We start from the raw sequence: 17,799 nt of genomic DNA on the forward strand, positions 1-17,799 counted from the left end.
GGGCATGGCTTGCCATCGGCGCCGGCTGGACGGCCGGCGCGATCTTCTCGCGCCGGCGGCGACGCTCCCCGAGCGCTATCCGTGCCTGTTGCAGAGCGTCGTGCACGGCAGCGCGCAATCGCGCTACGACATCCTGTTCGCGTTTCCCGGCGAGCGGCTGGAACTGGTCGCCGATGGCGTGTTGCGCGACGGTGACGGTCGCGTGCAGCCGGGTCGCTTTCTCGATGCGCTGGACCGGGTGTGGCTTGCCGGGCGGTGCCCGGCTGGCGCCGACGAGTTGCCGTTCCACGGCGGTTGGGTTTTGCTGCTGAGCTATGAACTGGCCGCCGAGATCGAGCCCCGATTGAAGTTGCCGCCCAGCTCGACGCTGCCGTTGGCGCTGGCCGTGCGCTGCCCGGCGGCGATCATCGTCGACCATTGGCACGAATGCACCTGGCTGGTCGCCGAGGCCGGCTTCGAGCCGTTGCTCGACCGGCTCGAAGCCGATCTTGCATCGCCGGCGGCATGGCCGCCGTTGCCCGCACTCGAGACCATCGAGGAAGACCCGCCCGGCGACTTCCTCGATGGCGTGCAGCGCATTCACGAACACCTCCGGGCCGGCGACACGTTCCAGGTGAACCTGTCGCGCGGCTGGAACGCCCGCTACGCGCTGCCTCCCCAGCCGGCGGCGCTTTACGACGCCTTGCGCCGCGCCAACCCGGCGCCGTTCGCCGGTTTGCTGCAACAGCCGGGCTGGGCCGTGCTGAGTTCCTCGCCCGAACGCCTGGTGGAAGTGCGCGGCGGCGTGGCGCAGACGCGTCCGATCGCCGGTACGCGCCCGCGGCTGAACGGCGACGACGAGCACGCGCGCATCCGCGAACTGAGCGCCCACCCGAAGGAGCGTGCCGAACACGTGATGCTGCTCGACCTGGAGCGCAACGACCTGGGTCGTGTCTGCGCGCCGGGCACGGTCGAGGTCGACGAGCTGATGGTGGTGGAGAGTTACGCCCATGTTCACCACATCGTCTCCAATGTACGCGGACGGCTGCGCGCCGGCGTGACGCCGGGCGAGGTGATCGCCGCCACCTTTCCCGGCGGCACCATCACCGGCTGCCCCAAGGTACGCTGCATGGAGATCATCGCCGCGCTGGAGCGCACGCCGCGCGGCGCCTATACCGGCGCGCTGGGCTACCTGGACTGCAATGGCGAGCTCGACTTGAACATCCTGATCCGCACCCTGACGCTGAGCGGCGAGCACGTGAGCCTGCGCGCCGGCGCGGGCATCGTCGCCGACTCGGAAGCCGCCGCCGAGCTGGACGAGACGCGCGCCAAGGCACGCGGCCTGCTGCGCGCGCTCGGGAAGCCGGGCTGATGGCGGCGCGGCTGCTGGTCGACGGCGTGGCCGCGGATCGGGTCAGCGTGCTCGACCGCGGCTTCGGTTACGGCGACGGCCTGTTCGAGAGCATCCGCATGGTCGGCACGCGCGCGCCGCTGTGGGCGCGGCACATGCAGCGGCTGACGGCCGGTTGCGAGCGCCTGCTGATTCCCGCACCCGACCCGGACCAGCTCTGGCACGAAACGCAGCAGGTCCGGGCGGACATGGCGCATGCGGTGGTGCGTATCACCGTGACGCGCGGCATCGGCGAGCGCGGTTATGCGCCTCCGACAGCGCCGCGACCCACCCGCGTGGTGGCCGCGTTCCCGCCGCCGCCGGTGGGAGAGGCGGCCATCCACGGCGTGCGCATGCGGGTGTGCCGGCTGCGGCTGGCCGAGCAGCCGCGACTGGCCGGCGTCAAGCATCTGAACCGGTTGGAGCAGGTGCTGGCGCGCGCCGAGTGGAACGATCCGGCGATCGCCGAAGGCGTGCTGTGCGATGGCCACGGCCATGTGATTTCGGCGACCATGGCCAACCTGTTCGCGGTGATCGACGGCGAGTTGCTGACCCCGGCCGTGGACCGCTGCGGCATCGCCGGGGTCGCGCGGGCCGAGGTGCTGGAGGCGATGTCGGCGCGCGTGGCCGAGATCGGGTTGGAGGCCCTGGCCGGGGCCAGCGAGCTGTTCCTGAGTTCGAGCGTGCGCGGCATCGTGCCGGTACAGTCGCTGGAGCGTTGGACCTGGGCACCCGGCGCAGTGGCGCGCCGGTTGCAGCAGCATTGGCGCGATCTGGGATTTTCAATGGAGCAGGGCGGATGAGTGTTCGAGCGATGCGCGGGGCTGCGCGGCTGCACGGGTTGCTGCTGGTGGTGCTGGCGCTGGCGCTCGCTGCGGCGCTGGCGGTGGGCTGGAACGACTACCATCGTTTCAGCGTGACCGCGTTGAACGTATCGCCGCAACAGCAAAGCATCGACGTCAGCCGCGGCACCAGTTTCCGGGGCATCGTCGCCGAGCTGCGGCGACAGGGTCTGACCACGGCCAGCCCGTGGTACTGGCGATTGCTGGCCGAGCAGATGCACGTGGCCGGCAAGCTGCACGCGGGGGAATATGCGCTCGCGCCCGGCATCACGCCGCGCCAGTTGCTGTCGGACATGGCGGCGGGCAAGGTCCTGCAGCGCAACTTCACTATCGTCGACGGCTGGACGTTCGCCGAGCTGCGCCGCGCGCTGGCCCAGGCCGACGTGCTGCAGCACGACACCAGCGGCCTCGACGACGCGACGATCATGCAGCGCATCGGCGCCGGCGGCGAGGCGCCGGAAGGACGCTTCCTGCCAGAGACCTACGCCTACGTGAAGGGCGACGGCGAGCTGGACATCCTGCGCCGCGCCCATGCGGCGATGGAGCGTACGCTGGCGGCGCTTTGGCCGGGGCGTGCGCCGGACTTGCCGCTGGCCAATCCGTACCAGGCGCTGATCCTGGCCTCGATCGTGGAGAAGGAAACCGGCCGCGCCGACGAGCGTGCGAAGATCGCCGGGGTGTTCGTCCGGCGCCTGGAGCATCACATGCTGCTGCAGACCGACCCCAGCGTGATCTACGGCATGGGCGCGCGTTACGACGGCAACATCCGCAAGAGCGATCTCGCCGCCGACACGCCCTACAACACCTACACCCGGCCCGGCCTCCCGCCCACGCCGATCGCCCTGCCGGGCCGGCCGGCGATCGCGGCCGCGCTGCATCCCGCCGCCGGCGATGCGTTGTATTTCGTGGCGCGCGGCGATGGCAGCCACGTGTTCTCCAGCACCCTGGCCGAGCACAACCGCAACGTCGACTGCTACCAGCGGAAGCGCTGCCGATGAGTCCCGCGCGCGGCAGGTTCATCAGCCTCGAGGGCGGCGAGGGCGCCGGCAAGAGCACCTTGCTGGCCGGCGTGCTGGCCTGCCTTCGCCAGCGCGGGCTGTCGGTGGTGCAGGCGCGCGAGCCGGGCGGCACGCCGGTGGGCGAGGCGGTGCGCGCGATCGTGCTGGATCCGGCGCTGGCCCCGCTGGCGGCGGAGACCGAACTGCTGTTGATGTTCGCCTCGCGCGCACAGCTGGTGCGCGAGGTGATCGAGCCCGCGCTGGCTGCGGGGCAGTGGGTGGTGTGCGACCGCTTTGCCGACGCGAGTTACGCCTACCAGGGCGGTGGACGCGGCCAGCCCGCCGCGCGCATCGAGGAACTGGAGCGCTGGGCCTGCGACGGCGTGAAGCCCGATCTCACTTTGCTGCTCGACCTGCCGGTCGCGGCCGGGCGCGCCCGTGCCGCCGGTCGCGGCGAGGCCGACCGCATCGAGTCCGAGGCGGACGCGTTCTTCGAGCGGGTGCGTGCCAGCTACCGCGACCGCGCGGCACAGGAGCCGAACCGCTTCCGCGTCATCGACGCCAGCCAGGCTCCCGGGCAGGTGCTGCAGGCGGCCACGCATGCCTTGATCGAGTGGCTGGAAGGGTCGGCCCGATGAACGCACTGCCATGGCACGAGGATCATTGGTCGCGGCTGCAGGCCCGTCGCGAGCGCGGCGCGCTGCCGCACGCCCTGCTGCTGTGTGGTGCCGCCGGCCTGGGCAAGCGTGCGTTCGCGCAGCGTTTCGTGCGCGGCCTGCTGTGCACCGAGCCGGTGCACGGCGAAGCCTGCGGGCATTGCCGGGGTTGCCGGTTGAGCGCGGCCGGCTCGCATCCGGACCGGGTGGAACTGACCTTCGGCTTGCGCAAGGACGGCACGCCACGCACCGAGATCGTGGTCGACCAGATCCGCGAGTTGTCCGCCCGGCTGGCCATGCGCAGCCAGCTCGGCGGCTGGCAAGTGGTCACCATCGACCCGGCCGACGCGATGAACGCCGCGGCGGCCAATGCCTTGCTGAAGACGCTGGAGGAACCGGCTGCGCAAACCATGCTGATCCTGCTGGCCGATGCGCCGTGGCGGTTGCCGCCGACGATCCGCAGCCGTTGCCAGCGGATCGAGTTCCATCTGCCCGAACCGGCGCTGGCGCTGGCCTGGCTGCAGCGCGAAGGCGTGGCCGACGGCAGGGCGGCGCTGGCGGCAGCCGGTGGCAACCCGGGACTCGCCATGCAATGGAGCCGGCATGGCGCGCTGGAGCAGCGCACCGAAGTCCGCCGCGACCTGGCGGCGCTGGCCGGCGGGCGCGGCCAAGCGGCCGAGGTGGTCAAGCGCTGGCTGGACGACGAGCCGGCGCAACGGCTGTGGTTTGCCGCGCAGGCCGCGGCCGACGAACTGCGCGCCCGTTCGCTGGGCGATCGCCCGCCACTGGGCAGCGCGCTGGACGCGGCGGCGCTGGGCGATTGGCACGACGCCAGCAACCGCGCACGCGAGGGCCTGCGCGGCCCCTTGCGCCCGGATCTGCTGCTGCTGGAGCTGCTGTCCCGGTGGCGCTGATGGACAGTGCCCGGGGCGACGGTGGGCCAGAGTTCTCCGCGAGCACCCGTCTGCTGGTGATCGCGCCGCATCCCGATGACGAAACCCTGGCCACCGGCGTGCTGCTGCAGCAAGTGCTGGCGGCCGGTGGCGAGGTGCGCATCCTGCTGCTGACCGCCGGCGACAACAATCCCTGGCCGCAGCGCGCGCTGGAACGCCGCTGGCGCCTCGGCGCGGCGGATCGGCGCCGCTGGGCGCAGCGGCGCGCGGCCGAATTGCAGCATGCGCTCGCCGCGCTGGGGGTACCGGCGACTGCGTTGCAATCCCTGGACTGGCCCGACCTCGGCGTCACCGGCCTCTTGCTGCGATCGACCGACCTGGCCGTGGCCGCCATCCGCGATGCGATCGACCGCTTCGCCCCCGACCTGATCGCCGTGCCGTCATTGCAGGATCGGCATCCCGACCACAGCGCGGCGCACGTGCTGGTGCGGCTGGCATTGGCCGGCCACGCCACGCCGCCGGCGCTGCTCGCCTACCTCGTGCATGGCGACAAGGGGGATCGGCGCGCCTTGAAGATGCCTGCCACGGCCGCCCAGCTCGCCGGCAAGCGCGCCGCCCTGCAGGCGCATCGCAGCCAACTCGCGTTGAGCGGCAAGCGCCTGCGCCGAATGGCGGAGCGCGACGAAACCTATTTCGAGCCGGACGCTCCGATGCCGGCAGCCCTGCCGTGGCACCCGCCCCGCGTGTGGTGGCGCTGGCTGCGGCTGGACCTGGTGAACCCGGCAACATCGCAGCGCTGGGCCTGGCAGAGCGCGCCGCTGCGACATGACGCGGACGGCACATTGCGCCTGCAGCTGCCCGCGGCTGCGCGTGCGGCGCCGTGTTTCGTGCGGCTGTCGCTGGACTTGTGCTCGCCGTGGATATTCGACCATTGGGGCTGGTGCCAGATCCAAGCCGACGAACCGACCCCCGCCGTCGGTGTTGCGCCCTTGGACCGACCCAGCTAGGTTGCTGCGCAAGCAGGGGAAGACGGCATGCACCTCGAAGAGCCGGACGCGATGCGGGTCAATACGGGCGCCACGGCTGCGACCAGCGAGAGCTATTACGCGGCGCTGTCCGAGATCGGCCAGTTGCTGGTTCGCGCGGTGGAACCTCCGGAACTCTACGACGCCATCATCGAGGTGCTGCAGCGGCGCCTGGGCGCGATGCTGGTGATGATCGGCGAGGCCGACCACGCGGCCGGATGGTTCCAGCGGGTGGCGCCGGTGGCGGTGGCCGCGGACATGCAGGACATCTACCCCGAACAGACCCCGCTGTCCCTGGTGCGGCCCTCGTTCTGGCGCGGCGTGCCGCAGATCGAGCCCGACCTGCGCCGCGTGCCGGGCCTGCAGCGATTGCGCACCGCCTACGAGCGCCATGACGTGGTCGCCGCGATGGCGATACCGGTGATGGTGTTCGGCGAGGTGCGCGCCGGACTGGTGATCCGCGCATCCGACCCCGCGTACTTCTCGACACGGTTGACCGAGCTGCTGCAGCAGGCAGCCGCCAGCATCGGGCTGGGGCTGGAGGCGCAGTCGCAACGCCATCAGTTGCAGCGCTCGGTGCAGCAGGAGGCTCGCCAGCGCCGCGCCTTGCGTCTGCTCAGCGAGATGATCAAGGTGGTCACGCACAGCCCTGACGAAACCCTGCTGCTGGCCGAGAGCAGCGACGTGGCCTGCCGCGTGGGCGGCTACCGCTTCGCGTGGATCGGCCTGTTTGCCGACGACGCGGCCACAAGCTTGCGCCTGCATGCCCACGCCGGCATGGATGGCGTGGTGACGCCGGGGGAGGGTCTCGCCCTGGACGAGCAGAAGCATGCCGGCGATGCCGCGGTCGTCGCCTTGCGCCGCGGCGAGCCGTGCGTTCGCCAGTACGCCGCGGGCGCGCCGCGCGAATGGCCGCTGCCGGGCACGACGCTGGGAGACGGCGCGGTGCTGGCGTTGCCGCTGCGCGTGGGCGAGGCGGTGGTGGGCGTGTTCGTGGTCGGTGCCGACCAGGCCGACGCTTTCACCCCGGTCGAGGTCCAGGTGTTCGCGGAGATGGCGGTCGAGCTTGGCCTGGGCATGCAGATGCAGCGGGCGCACGCGGCGCGGCTGCTGGCCGAGCGCGATCTGCGTTTCAACCTGCAGCACGTGCGCACGGTGCTGTCCAACCAGCATTCCGGGGTGCTGGTGACGACGGCGAACGGGCTGGTGAAGTTCGCCAACGAGGCATTCTGTGCCTTGTTCGGGCTGGCCGAATCGCCGGGCGAACTGGAGGGCCTGCCGTCGGCCGCGCTGCACGCTCGCATCAGTCATCTCTATTGCGAGCCCGAACGCGAGCTCGAACGCATGGCCGGCATCGTGGCGCGCAACGAGGAGTCGCGCGACGAGGAAGTGCTGCTGGCCGACGGGCGCGTACTGCTGCGCGACTTCATGCCGATCTGCATTGACGGCGTGGCGCAGGGCTGCATCTGGCAGCAGCGCGACATCACCGAGCGGAAACTGCACGAGGCGCGCGTCGAGCGGCTGGCGTTCTACGACGTGGTCACCGGTTTGCCCAACCGGCGGCTGTTGTTCGAGCTGCTGGAACAGGCGCGGACCCGAGCCACCGCCGACGATTCCCTGCTGGCAGTGGGCATCCTGGACCTGGACCGGTTCAAGAGCGTCAACGATACCGCCGGCCACAGCGGCGGCGACCGCGTGCTGGCGGAGGCGTCTTCGCGCATCCGCGGCATGCTGCGTGACGCCGACGTGCTGGCCCGCCTCGGCGGCGACGAATTCGCGTTGCTGATCCCCGGCCTGGACAGCCGCGAGCAGCTGGACGTGATCAGCCGCTGCATCCTGCAGGCGCTGCGGGTGCCGTTCAACCTGGACGAGGAGCAGTTGTTCCTGTCGGCAAGCATCGGCTGGACCCTGTTTCCGCTCGACGGCTCCAGCGCCGAGGGGCTGGTCCGCCACGCCGACATGGCGATGTACGAGGCGAAGGAGGCAGGCAAGGATCGCGGCTCGCTGTACGAGCCGGCCATGGAGCTGGAGCAGGTGCGCCTGCAGGCGATGCGCGAGCGGATCGCCCAGGCCCTGCAGCAGTCGCGCTTGCAGCTCCTGTTCCAGCCGATCGTCTACATCGACGGCCTGCCCGGGATCAACGGCGTGGCCGGGATGGAGGCACTGCTGCGCCTCAACGATCGCGAGCAGGAGCTGATCGGCCCGGCCAACTTCATGCACGTGCTGGACGACCCGCAACTTGCCCGGCCGATCGGACGCTACGTGCTGGACGAGGCGCTGCGCTGCTGCCAGGGCTGGTTGCATGCCGGCGTGCCCGTTCCGGTGTCGGTCAACATCAGCACCCGCCACCTGTTGCACCCGGCGTTCTTCGCGGACATCGACGCCGCGCTGGACACCTATCCTGACGTGATGGACGTCGGCTTCGGTATCGAGATCACCGAGACCGGGCCAAGCATGGACCATGCGCGGGCCAAGGTGGTCATCGAGGAATGCCGGCGGCGCGGCATCCGCGTGGGGCTGGACGATTTCGGCACGGGCTCGGCGTCGCTGAGCCACATCCAGCAGCTCGACATCGAGCACATCAAGCTCGACCAGAGTTTCGTGCGCGACATCCTGCATGATGACCGCAACATGGCGATCGCCGCGGGCGTGATCACCACCGCGCGCATGCTGGCCAAGGCGGTGATCGCCGAAGGGGTGGAGACGCCGGTGCAGGGGGATCTGCTGGCGTCGCTGGGCTGCCACCAGTTGCAGGGCTTCTCGATATCGCGGCCGATGGCCGCCGCTTCCGTGCCGGCATGGGTTGCCGGCTGGGCGCCGCCGGCAACCTGGGGCAACCTGGTCAACGAACGGCAGTCGCTGCTGGCCGGCGAAACGACCGGGCAGTGACGCGCGGCAGTGCCTGACGCGCTGCGCCGACCTGCTAAGATCGACGCCGTTGACCGGGACGCAGGCCCGGCGGGGAGCGTGGCATGAAACCGATGGCTGGCCGGCAAGGCATCATCTCGCTGAAGATCAAGGACGCGGCGTCGCTGTACAACGCGTACATGCCGTTCCTCAAGCATGGCGGCCTGTTTGCGCCGACGGCGCAGTCCTATGCCCTGGGCGACGAGGTGGTGCTGCTGGTGACCCTGGCCGACGAGACCGAGCGGCTGTCGGTGGTGGGCAAGGTGGTGTGGATCAGCCCGGTCGGCGCGCAGGGCAATCGCACCGCCGGCATCGGCATCCATTTCAACGAATCCAGCGACGCGGAGGCCGCGCGCAGCCGCATCGAGAACATCCTCGCCGGCACGCTCAATTCCGAGCGACCCACGCAGACCATGTGACGCGCCCGGCGCAAGCCGTGCGTTAGTTCGCAACGCAGCAGCCGTCAAGGCTTGTTGTACCCCATCGCACTGATACAATGCGCGGATTCGCAAACGCGTTTTGCGAGACATCGGGCGCCGGTGGCTTCGATCCGCCGGCGTAGTCGGAGGCCCAGGCCACGCCGATGCACCGAACTGAAGTCGTCGGACCGTGAGCACTTGATCCAAGTTCCCACCGGTCACTGATGCGCCCAAGCGGCGCGGAGGTAGGTTGCATCGTGCTCGCCGAATACTGGCCTGTCCTGTTGTTCATCGCCGTTGCCGCCGGCCTTGGCGTGGTGTTGCTGGTGGTCGGCCTGCTCGCCGGCCCGCGTCGCCCCGAGGCGGAGAAGCTCGCCCCCTACGAATGCGGTTTCGAGGCATTCGAGGACGCACGCATGCGCTTCGACGTGCGCTATTACCTGCTCGCCATCCTGTTCATCATCTTCGACCTGGAAATCGCCTTCCTGTTTCCGTGGGCGGTGGTGTTCAAGCAGATCGGCCTGATCGCGCTGATCGAGATGGGGCTGTTCCTGCTGCTGCTGGTGATCGGCTTTGCTTACGTGTGGAAGAAGGGAGCGCTCGAATGGGAGTGATCGATTCCATCAGCCGGGTGATGCACAACCCCGAGCCGCTGAACCTGGTCGACGACATCCTGCGCCCGGCCGGCGACAACCCCGTCGTGCAGCGCGGCTTCGCCACCACCAGCGTCGACGCGCTGATGAACTGGGCGCGCACGGGCTCGATGTGGCCGGTGACCTTCGGCCTGGCCTGCTGCGCGGTGGAGATGATGCACGCCGGCGTGGCGCGGCTCGACCTCGACCGCTACGGCGTGATCTTCCGCCCCAGCCCGCGCCAGTCCGACGTGATGATCGTGGCCGGCACCCTGGTCAACAAGATGGCGCCGGCACTGCGCAAGGTCTACGACCAGATGCCCGAGCCGAAGTGGGTCATCTCGATGGGCAGCTGCGCCAACGGCGGCGGCTACTACCACTATTCCTACTCCGTGGTGCGCGGCTGCGACCGCATCGTGCCGGTGGACATCTACGTGCCGGGCTGCCCGCCGACGGCCGAAGCATTGATCCACGGCATCCTGCAGTTGCAGAAGAAGATCCGTCGCACCAGCACCATCGCGCGTTCGTGAGGCCCGACATGTCCGATACCTCCGCGAAGTCGCTTGCCGACCAGCTTGTCGCGCGCTTCGGCGACACGCTGGAAGTCAGCACCGAGCGCAACGAGATCATTGCCGACCTGGCCGCCGCCGACCTGGTTGCGGTGGCCACCGCGCTGCGCGACGAGCCGGCGTTCCGCTTCGGCGAGCTGATCGACCTGTGCGGCATCGATTACCTCGGCTACGGCCAGGTCGAGTGGGACACCACCACGGTCAGCGGCTCGGGTTTCTCGCGCGGTGTCGAAGGGCAGGCGCTGGGCCGCTTCAGCTGGGCCGAGCGCCCCAGCGGCGACAGCCAGCCGCGCCGCTTCGCCGCGGTGGTCCAGCTGCTTTCGATCGAGCACAACCGCCGCCTGCGCCTGCGCGTGTTCTGCGCGGACGACAGCCTGCCGGTGGTGCCGTCGCTGACCCCGGTGTGGCCGGGCGTGAACTGGTTCGAGCGCGAGGCGTTCGACCTGTTCGGCATCATCTTCGAAGGGCACCCGGACCTGCGCCGCATCCTGACCGACTATGGTTTCGTCGGCCATCCGTTCCGCAAGGATTTCCCGCTGATCGGCAATGTCGAGGTGCGCTACGACCCCGAGCAGAAGCGGGTGATCTACGAACCCGTGTCGATCGAGCCGCGCGTGCTGGTGCCGCGCACGATCCGTGACGACGCCGACCTGCTGCAGGCCCGGGCTGAAGCCGCCGACAAGTGGCGGGAGAACTGAAGATGGCCCAGGAAATCCGCAACTACACGATGAACTTCGGCCCGCAGCACCCGGCTGCGCACGGCGTGCTGCGCCTGATCATGGAGATGGACGGCGAGACCATCGTGCGCGTCGATCCGCACGTGGGCCTGCTCCATCGCGGCACCGAAAAGCTGGCCGAGTCCAAGCCGTTCAACCAGTCGATCGGCTACATGGACCGGCTCGACTACGTGTCGATGATGTGCAACGAGCACGCCTACGTGCGCGCGATCGAGACTCTGCTGGGGATCGAGGCGCCGGAGCGCGCGCAGTACATCCGCACCATGTTCGACGAGATCACCCGCATCCTGAATCACCTGATGTGGATCGGCTCGAACGCACTCGACCTGGGTGCGATGGCGGTGATGCTCTATGCGTTCCGCGAGCGCGAGGAGCTGATGGACGTCTACGAGGCGGTGTCGGGTGCGCGCATGCACGCCACGTACTACCGCCCGGGCGGCGTCTACCGCGACCTGCCGGCGCAGATGTCGCAGTACCGCGAGTCGCCGTGGCACAAGGGTGCCGACCTCAAGCGCATCAACAGCTGGCGCGAAGGTTCGATGCTCGACTTCCTCGACGCGTTCACCGCCGACTTCCCCTCGAAGGTGGACGAATACGAGGCACTGCTCACCACCAACCGCATCTGGAAGCAGCGCACCGTCGGCATCGGTGTGGTCAGCCCGGAACTGGCCCAGCAGTGGGGCATGACCGGCGTGATGCTGCGCGGCTCCGGCGTGGAATGGGACCTGCGCAAGAAGCAGCCGTACGCGAAATATGCCGAGGTGGACTTCGACATCCCCGTCGGCGTCAATGGCGACTGCTACGACCGCTACCTGTGCCGCGTGGAGGAGATGCGCCAGTCCAACCGCATCATCCGCCAGTGCGTGGAATGGCTGCGCGCCAATCCCGGCCCGGTGATCCTCAACGACTACAAGGTCGTGCCGCCCCATCGCGAGGTGATGAAGGAGAGCATGGAAGCGCTCATCCATCACTTCAAGCTGTTCACCGAAGGCTATTGCGTGCCGGCCGGCGAAACCTATTGCGCGGTCGAGGCGCCCAAGGGCGAGTTCGGGTGCTATCTGGTTTCCGACGGTGCCAACAAGCCGTTCCGCGTACACCTGCGTGCTCCCGGTTTCGCCCACCTCTCCTCCATGGACACCGTCGTGCGCGGCCACATGCTCGCCGACGTGGTGGCCATGATCGGCACCTACGACCTGGTGTTCGGCGAGGTGGATCGATGAATACGGGAATAGGGAATAGGGAATGGGGAATCGGAAGAGCGGCACGCTTCCGACCGATGCCCCTCGCCGAGAGCTCCGGTGCGCCGCATGCGTTGCCTTTCCCATTCTCCATTCCCCATTCCCCATTCGCTGGTTCAAACCCATGAAAGCCACCGGCAACTACAACCAGGTGAAGCACGTCGATCCGCTCCTCGTGCTTTCCGAGCACACGCGCAAGCACATCGACGCGTGGGTGGCCAAGTTTCCGCCGGATCGCAAGCGCTCGGCGCTGATCCAGGCGCTGTTCGGCGCGCAGGAGCAGAACCGCGGCTTTCTCACCGACGAGCTGATCACCGCGGTGGCGAAATATCTGGACCTGCCGCCCATCTGGGCCTATGAGGTGGCGAGCTTCTACTCGATGCTCGAAACCCGGCCGGTGGGCCGCAACAACGTGGCTATCTGCACCAACATCTCGTGCTGGCTCAACGGTGCCGAGGAGCTGGTCCGCCACTGCGAGCAGAAGCTCGGCATCAAGCTGGGCCAGAGCACGCCCGACGGGCGCGTCTACCTGAAGGCCGAGGAAGAGTGCATCGCCGCCTGCGTGTACGCCCCGGCCGCCACGGTCAACGGGCATTACCACGAACGTCTCACCACCGAAAAGCTCGACGCGATCCTGGATGGCCTGACCCTCGACGGTCCGGCCGCTCACGGCGCGGAGGGGAGTCACTGATGGCCGTCGGACCCGCACCCCAGGAACACCAGGTCGTCTACACGACGCTGCACTTCGACACGCCGTGGGCGATGGAAAGCTACGAGCAGGTCGACGGCTACAAGGCCTGGCGCAAGATCCTCGCCGAGAAGCCCGATCCGGCGTCGCTGGTCGAGGAGATCAAGAAGAGCAGCCTGCGCGGCCGCGGCGGCGCCGGTTTCCCGACCGGGCTGAAGTGGTCCTTCATGCCCAAGGGCACGATGCAGAAATACATCCTGTGCAATTCGGACGAGTCCGAGCCGGGTACCTGCAAGGACCGCGACATCCTCCGCTACAACCCGCACGCGGTGATCGAGGGGCTGGCCATTGCCTGCTACTGCACGGGCTCTACGGTGGCCTACAACTACCTGCGCGGCGAATTCCACCACGAGCCGTTCGAACACTTCGAGGCGGCGCTGAAGGAAGCCTATGCCGCCGGCCTGCTCGGCAAGAACGTGCAGGGCAGCGGCATCGACGTGGACATCCATGCCGCCCTGGGCGCCGGCGCCTACATCTGCGGCGAAGAGACCGCGATGATGGAGTCGCTGGAAGGCAAGAAGGGCATGCCGCGCTTCAAGCCCCCGTTCCCGGCCAATTTCGGCCTGTACGGCAAGCCGACGACGATCAACAACACCGAGACCTACGCTTCGGTGCCGGCGATCCTGCGCCGCGGCGCGGACTGGTTCCTCAACCTCGGCAAGCCGAACAACGGTGGCCCGAAGATCTTTTCGGTGTCCGGCCACGTCAATCGCCCCGGCAATTACGAAGTCCGCCTCGGTACCTCGTTCAAGGATCTGCTGGCGCTGGCTGGCGGCGTGCGCAACGGCCACAAGCTCAAGGCGGTGATCCCGGGCGGCTCCTCGATGAAGGTGCTGCCGGCCGAGATCATGCTCGAAAGCACCATGGACTACGACTGCCTGCAGAAGGCCGGCTCCGGCCTGGGCTCGGGCGCGGTGATCGTGATGGACGAGACCACCTGCATGGTCAGGGTCTGCCAGCGCATCTCGCGCTTCTACAAGGCCGAGTCCTGCGGCCAGTGCACGCCGTGCCGCGAAGGCACCGGCTGGATGTATCGCGTGCTGACCCGCATCGTCGAAGGCAACGGCACACAGGAGGACCTGCACCGCCTGAAGGCCATTGCCGGGCAGATCGAGGGCCACACCATCTGCGCTTTCGGCGAGGCGGCGGCATGGCCGGTGCAGGGATTCCTGAACCGGTTCTGGAACGAATTCGAGTACTACGTGGAGCACGGACACTCGATCGTCGATTCGCGCGATGAGGTCAAGGCATGACCATGCTCTCCATCCGCGCGAATCGGGAATCGGGAATCGGGAACAGGGAATCGCGCCGCGACATCCGGCGGCCCTTCCCATCTCCCATTCTCCATTCTCCATTCCCTGCTCCCCAAGGAGTTGCTGCATGAGTACGCAGCCAACCAGCACCGCTCCCGACCTGGTCAGCATCGAGATCGACGGCAAGCCGGTGCAGATCCGCAAGAATGCGATGATCATCGAGGCAGCCGATGCCGTCGGCGTCGTGATTCCGCGTTTCTGCTATCACCGCAAGCTGCCGATCGCCGCGAACTGCCGCATGTGCATGGTCGAGGTGGAGATGGGCGGGCGCCCGGTGCCCAAGGGGCTGCCCGCGTGCGCCACCCCGGTCACCGAGGGCATGAAGGTGCAGACCCGCTCCAAGCTCGCGCTGCAATACCAGCGCGACGTGATGGAGTTCCTGCTGATCAACCACCCGCTGGATTGCCCGATCTGCGATCAGGGCGGCGAGTGCGAACTGCAGGACGTGGCGCTGGGCTTCGGTCGCAGCGTGTCGCGCTTCACCGAGCGCAAGCGCACGGTGGCCGACGAGAACATCGGGCCGCTGGTGGCCACCGAGATGACGCGCTGCATCCACTGCACGCGCTGCGTGCGCTTCACCAGCGAGATCGCCGGCACCTACGAGCTGGGTGGCATGAGCCGCGGTGAGGACCAGGTCATCGGCACCTACATCGGCAAGACGGTGGAAACCGAGCTGTCCGGCAACATCATCGACGTCTGTCCGGTCGGCGCATTGACCGACAAGGTGTTCCAGTTCAAGGCGCGCGCCTGGGAATTGATCGCCAAGCCGTCGATCGGCGCGCATGACGCGCTGGGTTCCAACCTGTGGCTGCACACGCGCCGCGGCGAGGTGCTGCGGGTGGTGCCGCGCGACAACGAGGCGATCAACGAGTGCTGGCTGTCCGACCGCGACCGCTACAGCCACCAGGGCATGTACGCCCCCGATCGCCTGCATGCTCCGCAGGTGAAGCGCGACGGCCAGTGGCACGACACCACCTGGGAGGACGCGCTGGCGTTCGCCGGCGAGGCACTGAAGAAGGCGCCGGGCAGCGAGCTGGGCATCCTGGCGCACCCGTCGATCTCGAACGAGGAGGGCGACCTGCTGGTGCGCCTGGCGCGTGGCCTGGGCAGTGCCCACCTCGACCACCGTTTGCGCCAGCTCGATTTTGCCGATCACGCCGTGGCGGTACCGTTCGGCATGCCGGTCGCCGAACTGGAAAGGGTACAGGCCGCCTTGCTGGTCGGCTCGGACCTGCGCCAGGAACTGCCGCTGGTCAATCACCGGCTGCACCAGGCGACCAAGAAGGGCGCGCGCGTCTTCGTGGTGAATCCGGCTCGTTTCGATTTCAACTACAAGCTGGCGGGCGAGACGATCGTCGCTCCGCAAGCGCTGGTCGACGCCATGCTGGGGCTGGCCAAGGCTGCAGTGGAAGCCGGTGCCACGGCGCCGGCATCGCTGGCCGGTGCGCTGGACAGCGCCCGCAGCGGGCAGGGCGATGGTGGGGTGATTGCCGCGCTGAAGGCGGGTACCTCGGCGGTGATCCTCGGCGAAGCCGCGGCGACACACCCGCAGGCCTCGTGGCTGCGCGCGATCGCGCACTTCATCGGCGAAGCCACCGGTGCCGGCGTCGATGAGGTGCCGGTGGGCGCCAACGCCATCGGCCTGGGTCGCATCGGCGTGGTGCCGGGCAATGGCGGGCTCGATGCCCAGGCCATGCTGGCGCAGCCGCGCAAGGCGTACCTGCTGTACGGCGTCGAGCCGCCCCACGACTTCGCCGATGGCGCCGCGGCGCTGAAGGCGCTGCGCGGCGCTGACAAGGTCGTGGCGTTCAGCGCCTTCGGCGGTGCCGCGCTGCGCGAGGTGGCGGACGTCATCCTGCCGATTGCACTGCTGGCCGAAATCGACGCGACCCTGGTCAACGTCGACGGATTGGCGCAGGGCGTGATCGCGGGTGCCAAGGCGCCGGGCGAGGCGCGGCCGGGCTGGAAGGTCCTGCGTGCGCTCGGCGGGGCGATGCAGCTGGCCGGTTTCGAGTTCGACGACATCGCCGGTCTGCGCGACGGCATCGGCGAGCGCGCGCAGGCAGCGCGCCAGGGCCTGTCGACGCGTGCGGCGCCTGCCGCGCTCACCCGGTTGGCCACCTGGCCGATCTACCGCGTCGATGCGGTGTTGCGCCGGGCCACCGCGCTCAATGCGCACCCGCTCAATCGTGCGCCGGCGATCCGCCTCAATGAAGCCGAGGCGGGGCGGCAAGGCCTGACCGCCGGCGCGCAGGCGCGCATCGGCGAGGTGCAGTTGCCGGTGCTGGTCGATGCGGCCGTGCCCGACGGCGCTGTGTGGATCGAGGCAGCCCAAGACCTTACCGCCACGCTGCCGCCGCACGGCGCAGCCATCACCTTGAGCAAGGCATAGGCATCATGGCTGATCAACTCATCAACCAGGTCATGTGGCCGCTGATCTACATCCTGTGCATCGTGCTGCCGCTGGTGATCGCGGTGGCGATGTTCGTGTACTGGGAGCGCAAGGTCATCGGCTGGATGCACGTGCGCATGGGACCGAACAAGGTCGGCCCCGGCGGCGTGCTGCAGGCGTTCGCCGACGTGGTGAAGCTCTTGATCAAGGAAGTGATCCTGCCGACCAAGGCCAACCGCTTCCTGTACTTCCTGGCGCCGCTGATCGGGCTGGTCCCCGCGCTGGCGGCCTGGGCGGTGATCCCGTTCAGCGGCAAGATGGTGCTGTCCAACGCCAACGCAGGCATCCTCTACCTGCTGGCGATGACCTCGATGGGCGTCTACGGCATCATCATCGCAGGCTGGGCGTCCAACTCGCGCTACGCGCTGTTGGGCGCCATGCGTTCGGCGGCCCAGGTGATCTCGTACGAGCTGGCCATGGGCCTGTGCCTGGTCTGCGTGATGGTGCTGGCCGGCAGCCTCAACCTCAGCGAAATCGTCAACGCGCAGGCCGGCGGCAAGGGCCTGTTCGACTGGTTCTGGCTGCCGTTGCTGCCGGTCTTCGTGATCTATTTCGTCTCCGGCGTGGCCGAGACCAACCGCCTGCCGTTCGACATGGCCGAAGGCGAGTCGGAAATCGTCGCCGGCTTCCACGTGGAGTATTCCGGGTCGGCCTTCGCGCTGTTCTTCCTGGCCGAATACGCCAACATGATCCTGGTCAGCTTCCTGTCGGCGATCTTCTTCCTCGGCGGCTGGCTCAGCCCGCTGCAGGGCTGGATCTCCGCCGACGCGCCCGGCTGGATCAGCTGGCTGGGGGCAGGCGGCTTCATCTGGCTGTTCATCAAGGCGTTCGTGATGTCGTTCTTCTTCCTGTGGTTCCGCGCCACGTTCCCGCGCTACCGCTACGACCAGATCATGCGCCTGGGCTGGAAGGTATTCATCCCCATTGCCATTGCCTGGGTGTTCGTCGCCGGTCTGCTGAAGTACTACGACCTGGTCAGCATCGGGGTGGGAGCGTAAGCC

Annotated in this window: 16 protein-coding genes; all 16 read left to right on the forward strand. The window is 68.5% G+C overall.

The window, feature by feature from the left end; all coding sequences use genetic code 11:
• Window positions 1-4: 4 nt before the first annotated feature.
• The 16 genes from ACVCMC_RS04665 (at window position 5) to nuoH (ending at window position 17,796) form a co-directional block, all read left to right on the forward strand.
• Window positions 5-1,351 (forward strand): aminodeoxychorismate synthase component I, encoded by a 1,347-nt coding sequence (locus ACVCMC_RS04665; protein ID WP_447098839.1) that lies wholly within the window; start codon window positions 5-7, stop codon window positions 1,349-1,351.
• Window positions 1,351-2,172, forward strand: coding sequence for an aminodeoxychorismate lyase (pabC, locus tag ACVCMC_RS04670; RefSeq protein WP_447098840.1), 822 nt, complete (start codon window positions 1,351-1,353; stop codon window positions 2,170-2,172). Before ACVCMC_RS04665 ends, pabC begins: the two co-directional genes overlap by 1 nt.
• Window positions 2,169-3,209 carry an endolytic transglycosylase MltG gene (gene mltG, locus ACVCMC_RS04675; RefSeq protein ID WP_395118624.1) on the forward strand — a complete coding sequence of 347 codons (1,041 nt, stop codon included), beginning with the start codon at window positions 2,169-2,171 and terminating at the stop codon, window positions 3,207-3,209. The genes pabC and mltG overlap by 4 nt, the downstream gene beginning before the upstream one ends.
• The gene (tmk, locus tag ACVCMC_RS04680; RefSeq protein ID WP_447098841.1) at window positions 3,206-3,847 is read left to right on the forward strand and encodes a dTMP kinase; all 642 of its coding nucleotides are present in this window, start codon (window positions 3,206-3,208) and stop codon (window positions 3,845-3,847) included. Before mltG ends, tmk begins: the two co-directional genes overlap by 4 nt.
• The gene (gene holB / locus ACVCMC_RS04685; protein ID WP_447098842.1) at window positions 3,844-4,779 is read left to right on the forward strand and encodes a DNA polymerase III subunit delta'; all 936 of its coding nucleotides are present in this window, start codon (window positions 3,844-3,846) and stop codon (window positions 4,777-4,779) included. Before tmk ends, holB begins: the two co-directional genes overlap by 4 nt.
• Window positions 4,779-5,765, forward strand: coding sequence for a PIG-L deacetylase family protein (locus tag ACVCMC_RS04690; protein ID WP_447098843.1), 987 nt, complete (start codon window positions 4,779-4,781; stop codon window positions 5,763-5,765). Before holB ends, ACVCMC_RS04690 begins: the two co-directional genes overlap by 1 nt.
• 27 nt (window positions 5,766-5,792) lie before the next feature.
• A complete protein-coding gene (locus tag ACVCMC_RS04695; protein WP_447098844.1) occupies window positions 5,793-8,672 on the forward strand; it encodes a sensor domain-containing phosphodiesterase in 2,880 nt (959 codons plus the stop codon).
• An 83-nt stretch (window positions 8,673-8,755) separates the two neighbouring features.
• The gene (locus ACVCMC_RS04700) at window positions 8,756-9,109 is read left to right on the forward strand and encodes a PilZ domain-containing protein (protein ID WP_136257074.1); all 354 of its coding nucleotides are present in this window, start codon (window positions 8,756-8,758) and stop codon (window positions 9,107-9,109) included.
• Window positions 9,110-9,366: 257 nt separating this feature from the next.
• On the forward strand, window positions 9,367-9,723 hold the full coding sequence (gene ndhC / locus ACVCMC_RS04705) for an NADH-quinone oxidoreductase subunit A (protein ID WP_395118614.1): 357 nt from the start codon (window positions 9,367-9,369) through the stop codon (window positions 9,721-9,723).
• Window positions 9,714-10,271 carry a NuoB/complex I 20 kDa subunit family protein gene (locus ACVCMC_RS04710; protein WP_008435613.1) on the forward strand — a complete coding sequence of 186 codons (558 nt, stop codon included), beginning with the start codon at window positions 9,714-9,716 and terminating at the stop codon, window positions 10,269-10,271. Before ndhC ends, ACVCMC_RS04710 begins: the two co-directional genes overlap by 10 nt.
• Before the next feature lie 8 nt (window positions 10,272-10,279).
• Window positions 10,280-11,008: an NADH-quinone oxidoreductase subunit C gene (locus ACVCMC_RS04715; protein WP_447098845.1), complete on the forward strand. Its 729-nt coding sequence runs from the start codon at window positions 10,280-10,282 to the stop codon at window positions 11,006-11,008.
• A gap of 2 nt (window positions 11,009-11,010) precedes the next feature.
• Window positions 11,011-12,267: an NADH-quinone oxidoreductase subunit D gene (locus ACVCMC_RS04720; RefSeq protein ID WP_395118610.1), complete on the forward strand. Its 1,257-nt coding sequence runs from the start codon at window positions 11,011-11,013 to the stop codon at window positions 12,265-12,267.
• A 142-nt stretch (window positions 12,268-12,409) separates the two neighbouring features.
• Entirely contained in the window at window positions 12,410-12,976 is a 567-nt protein-coding gene (gene nuoE / locus ACVCMC_RS04725; protein ID WP_395118608.1) for an NADH-quinone oxidoreductase subunit NuoE, read from the forward strand.
• The gene (nuoF, locus tag ACVCMC_RS04730; protein WP_395118606.1) at window positions 12,976-14,286 is read left to right on the forward strand and encodes an NADH-quinone oxidoreductase subunit NuoF; all 1,311 of its coding nucleotides are present in this window, start codon (window positions 12,976-12,978) and stop codon (window positions 14,284-14,286) included. The genes nuoE and nuoF overlap by 1 nt, the downstream gene beginning before the upstream one ends.
• A 127-nt stretch (window positions 14,287-14,413) precedes the next feature.
• Window positions 14,414-16,738 (forward strand): NADH-quinone oxidoreductase subunit NuoG, encoded by a 2,325-nt coding sequence (nuoG, locus tag ACVCMC_RS04735; RefSeq protein WP_447098846.1) that lies wholly within the window; start codon window positions 14,414-14,416, stop codon window positions 16,736-16,738.
• 5 nt (window positions 16,739-16,743) lie between these two features.
• A complete protein-coding gene (nuoH, locus tag ACVCMC_RS04740; RefSeq protein WP_395118602.1) occupies window positions 16,744-17,796 on the forward strand; it encodes an NADH-quinone oxidoreductase subunit NuoH in 1,053 nt (350 codons plus the stop codon).
• Window positions 17,797-17,799: the final 3 nt, after the last annotated feature.

It is taken from the genome of Rhodanobacter sp. UC4452_H20, assembly GCF_052978205.1.

Excerpts from the sequence above, each read along its gene's own strand:
- ACVCMC_RS04690 (WP_447098843.1), top strand. The coding sequence starts at position 4,779 with ATGGACAGTGCCCGGGGCGACGGTGGGCCAGAGTTCTCCGCGAGCACC.
- nuoF (WP_395118606.1), top strand. The coding sequence starts at position 12,976 with ATGGCCGTCGGACCCGCACCCCAGGAACACCAGGTCGTCTACACGACG.
- ACVCMC_RS04710 (WP_008435613.1), top strand. The coding sequence starts at position 9,714 with ATGGGAGTGATCGATTCCATCAGCCGGGTGATGCACAACCCCGAGCCG.
- nuoG (WP_447098846.1), top strand. The coding sequence starts at position 14,414 with ATGAGTACGCAGCCAACCAGCACCGCTCCCGACCTGGTCAGCATCGAG.
- tmk (WP_447098841.1), top strand. The coding sequence starts at position 3,206 with ATGAGTCCCGCGCGCGGCAGGTTCATCAGCCTCGAGGGCGGCGAGGGC.
- mltG (WP_395118624.1), top strand. The coding sequence starts at position 2,169 with ATGAGTGTTCGAGCGATGCGCGGGGCTGCGCGGCTGCACGGGTTGCTG.
- ACVCMC_RS04715 (WP_447098845.1), top strand. The coding sequence starts at position 10,280 with ATGTCCGATACCTCCGCGAAGTCGCTTGCCGACCAGCTTGTCGCGCGC.
- nuoE (WP_395118608.1), top strand. The coding sequence starts at position 12,410 with ATGAAAGCCACCGGCAACTACAACCAGGTGAAGCACGTCGATCCGCTC.
- ACVCMC_RS04665 (WP_447098839.1), top strand. The coding sequence starts at position 5 with ATGGCTTGCCATCGGCGCCGGCTGGACGGCCGGCGCGATCTTCTCGCG.
- nuoH (WP_395118602.1), top strand. The coding sequence starts at position 16,744 with ATGGCTGATCAACTCATCAACCAGGTCATGTGGCCGCTGATCTACATC.
- pabC (WP_447098840.1), top strand. The coding sequence starts at position 1,351 with ATGGCGGCGCGGCTGCTGGTCGACGGCGTGGCCGCGGATCGGGTCAGC.
- ACVCMC_RS04695 (WP_447098844.1), top strand. The coding sequence starts at position 5,793 with ATGCACCTCGAAGAGCCGGACGCGATGCGGGTCAATACGGGCGCCACG.
- ACVCMC_RS04720 (WP_395118610.1), top strand. The coding sequence starts at position 11,011 with ATGGCCCAGGAAATCCGCAACTACACGATGAACTTCGGCCCGCAGCAC.
- holB (WP_447098842.1), top strand. The coding sequence starts at position 3,844 with ATGAACGCACTGCCATGGCACGAGGATCATTGGTCGCGGCTGCAGGCC.
- ACVCMC_RS04700 (WP_136257074.1), top strand. The coding sequence starts at position 8,756 with ATGAAACCGATGGCTGGCCGGCAAGGCATCATCTCGCTGAAGATCAAG.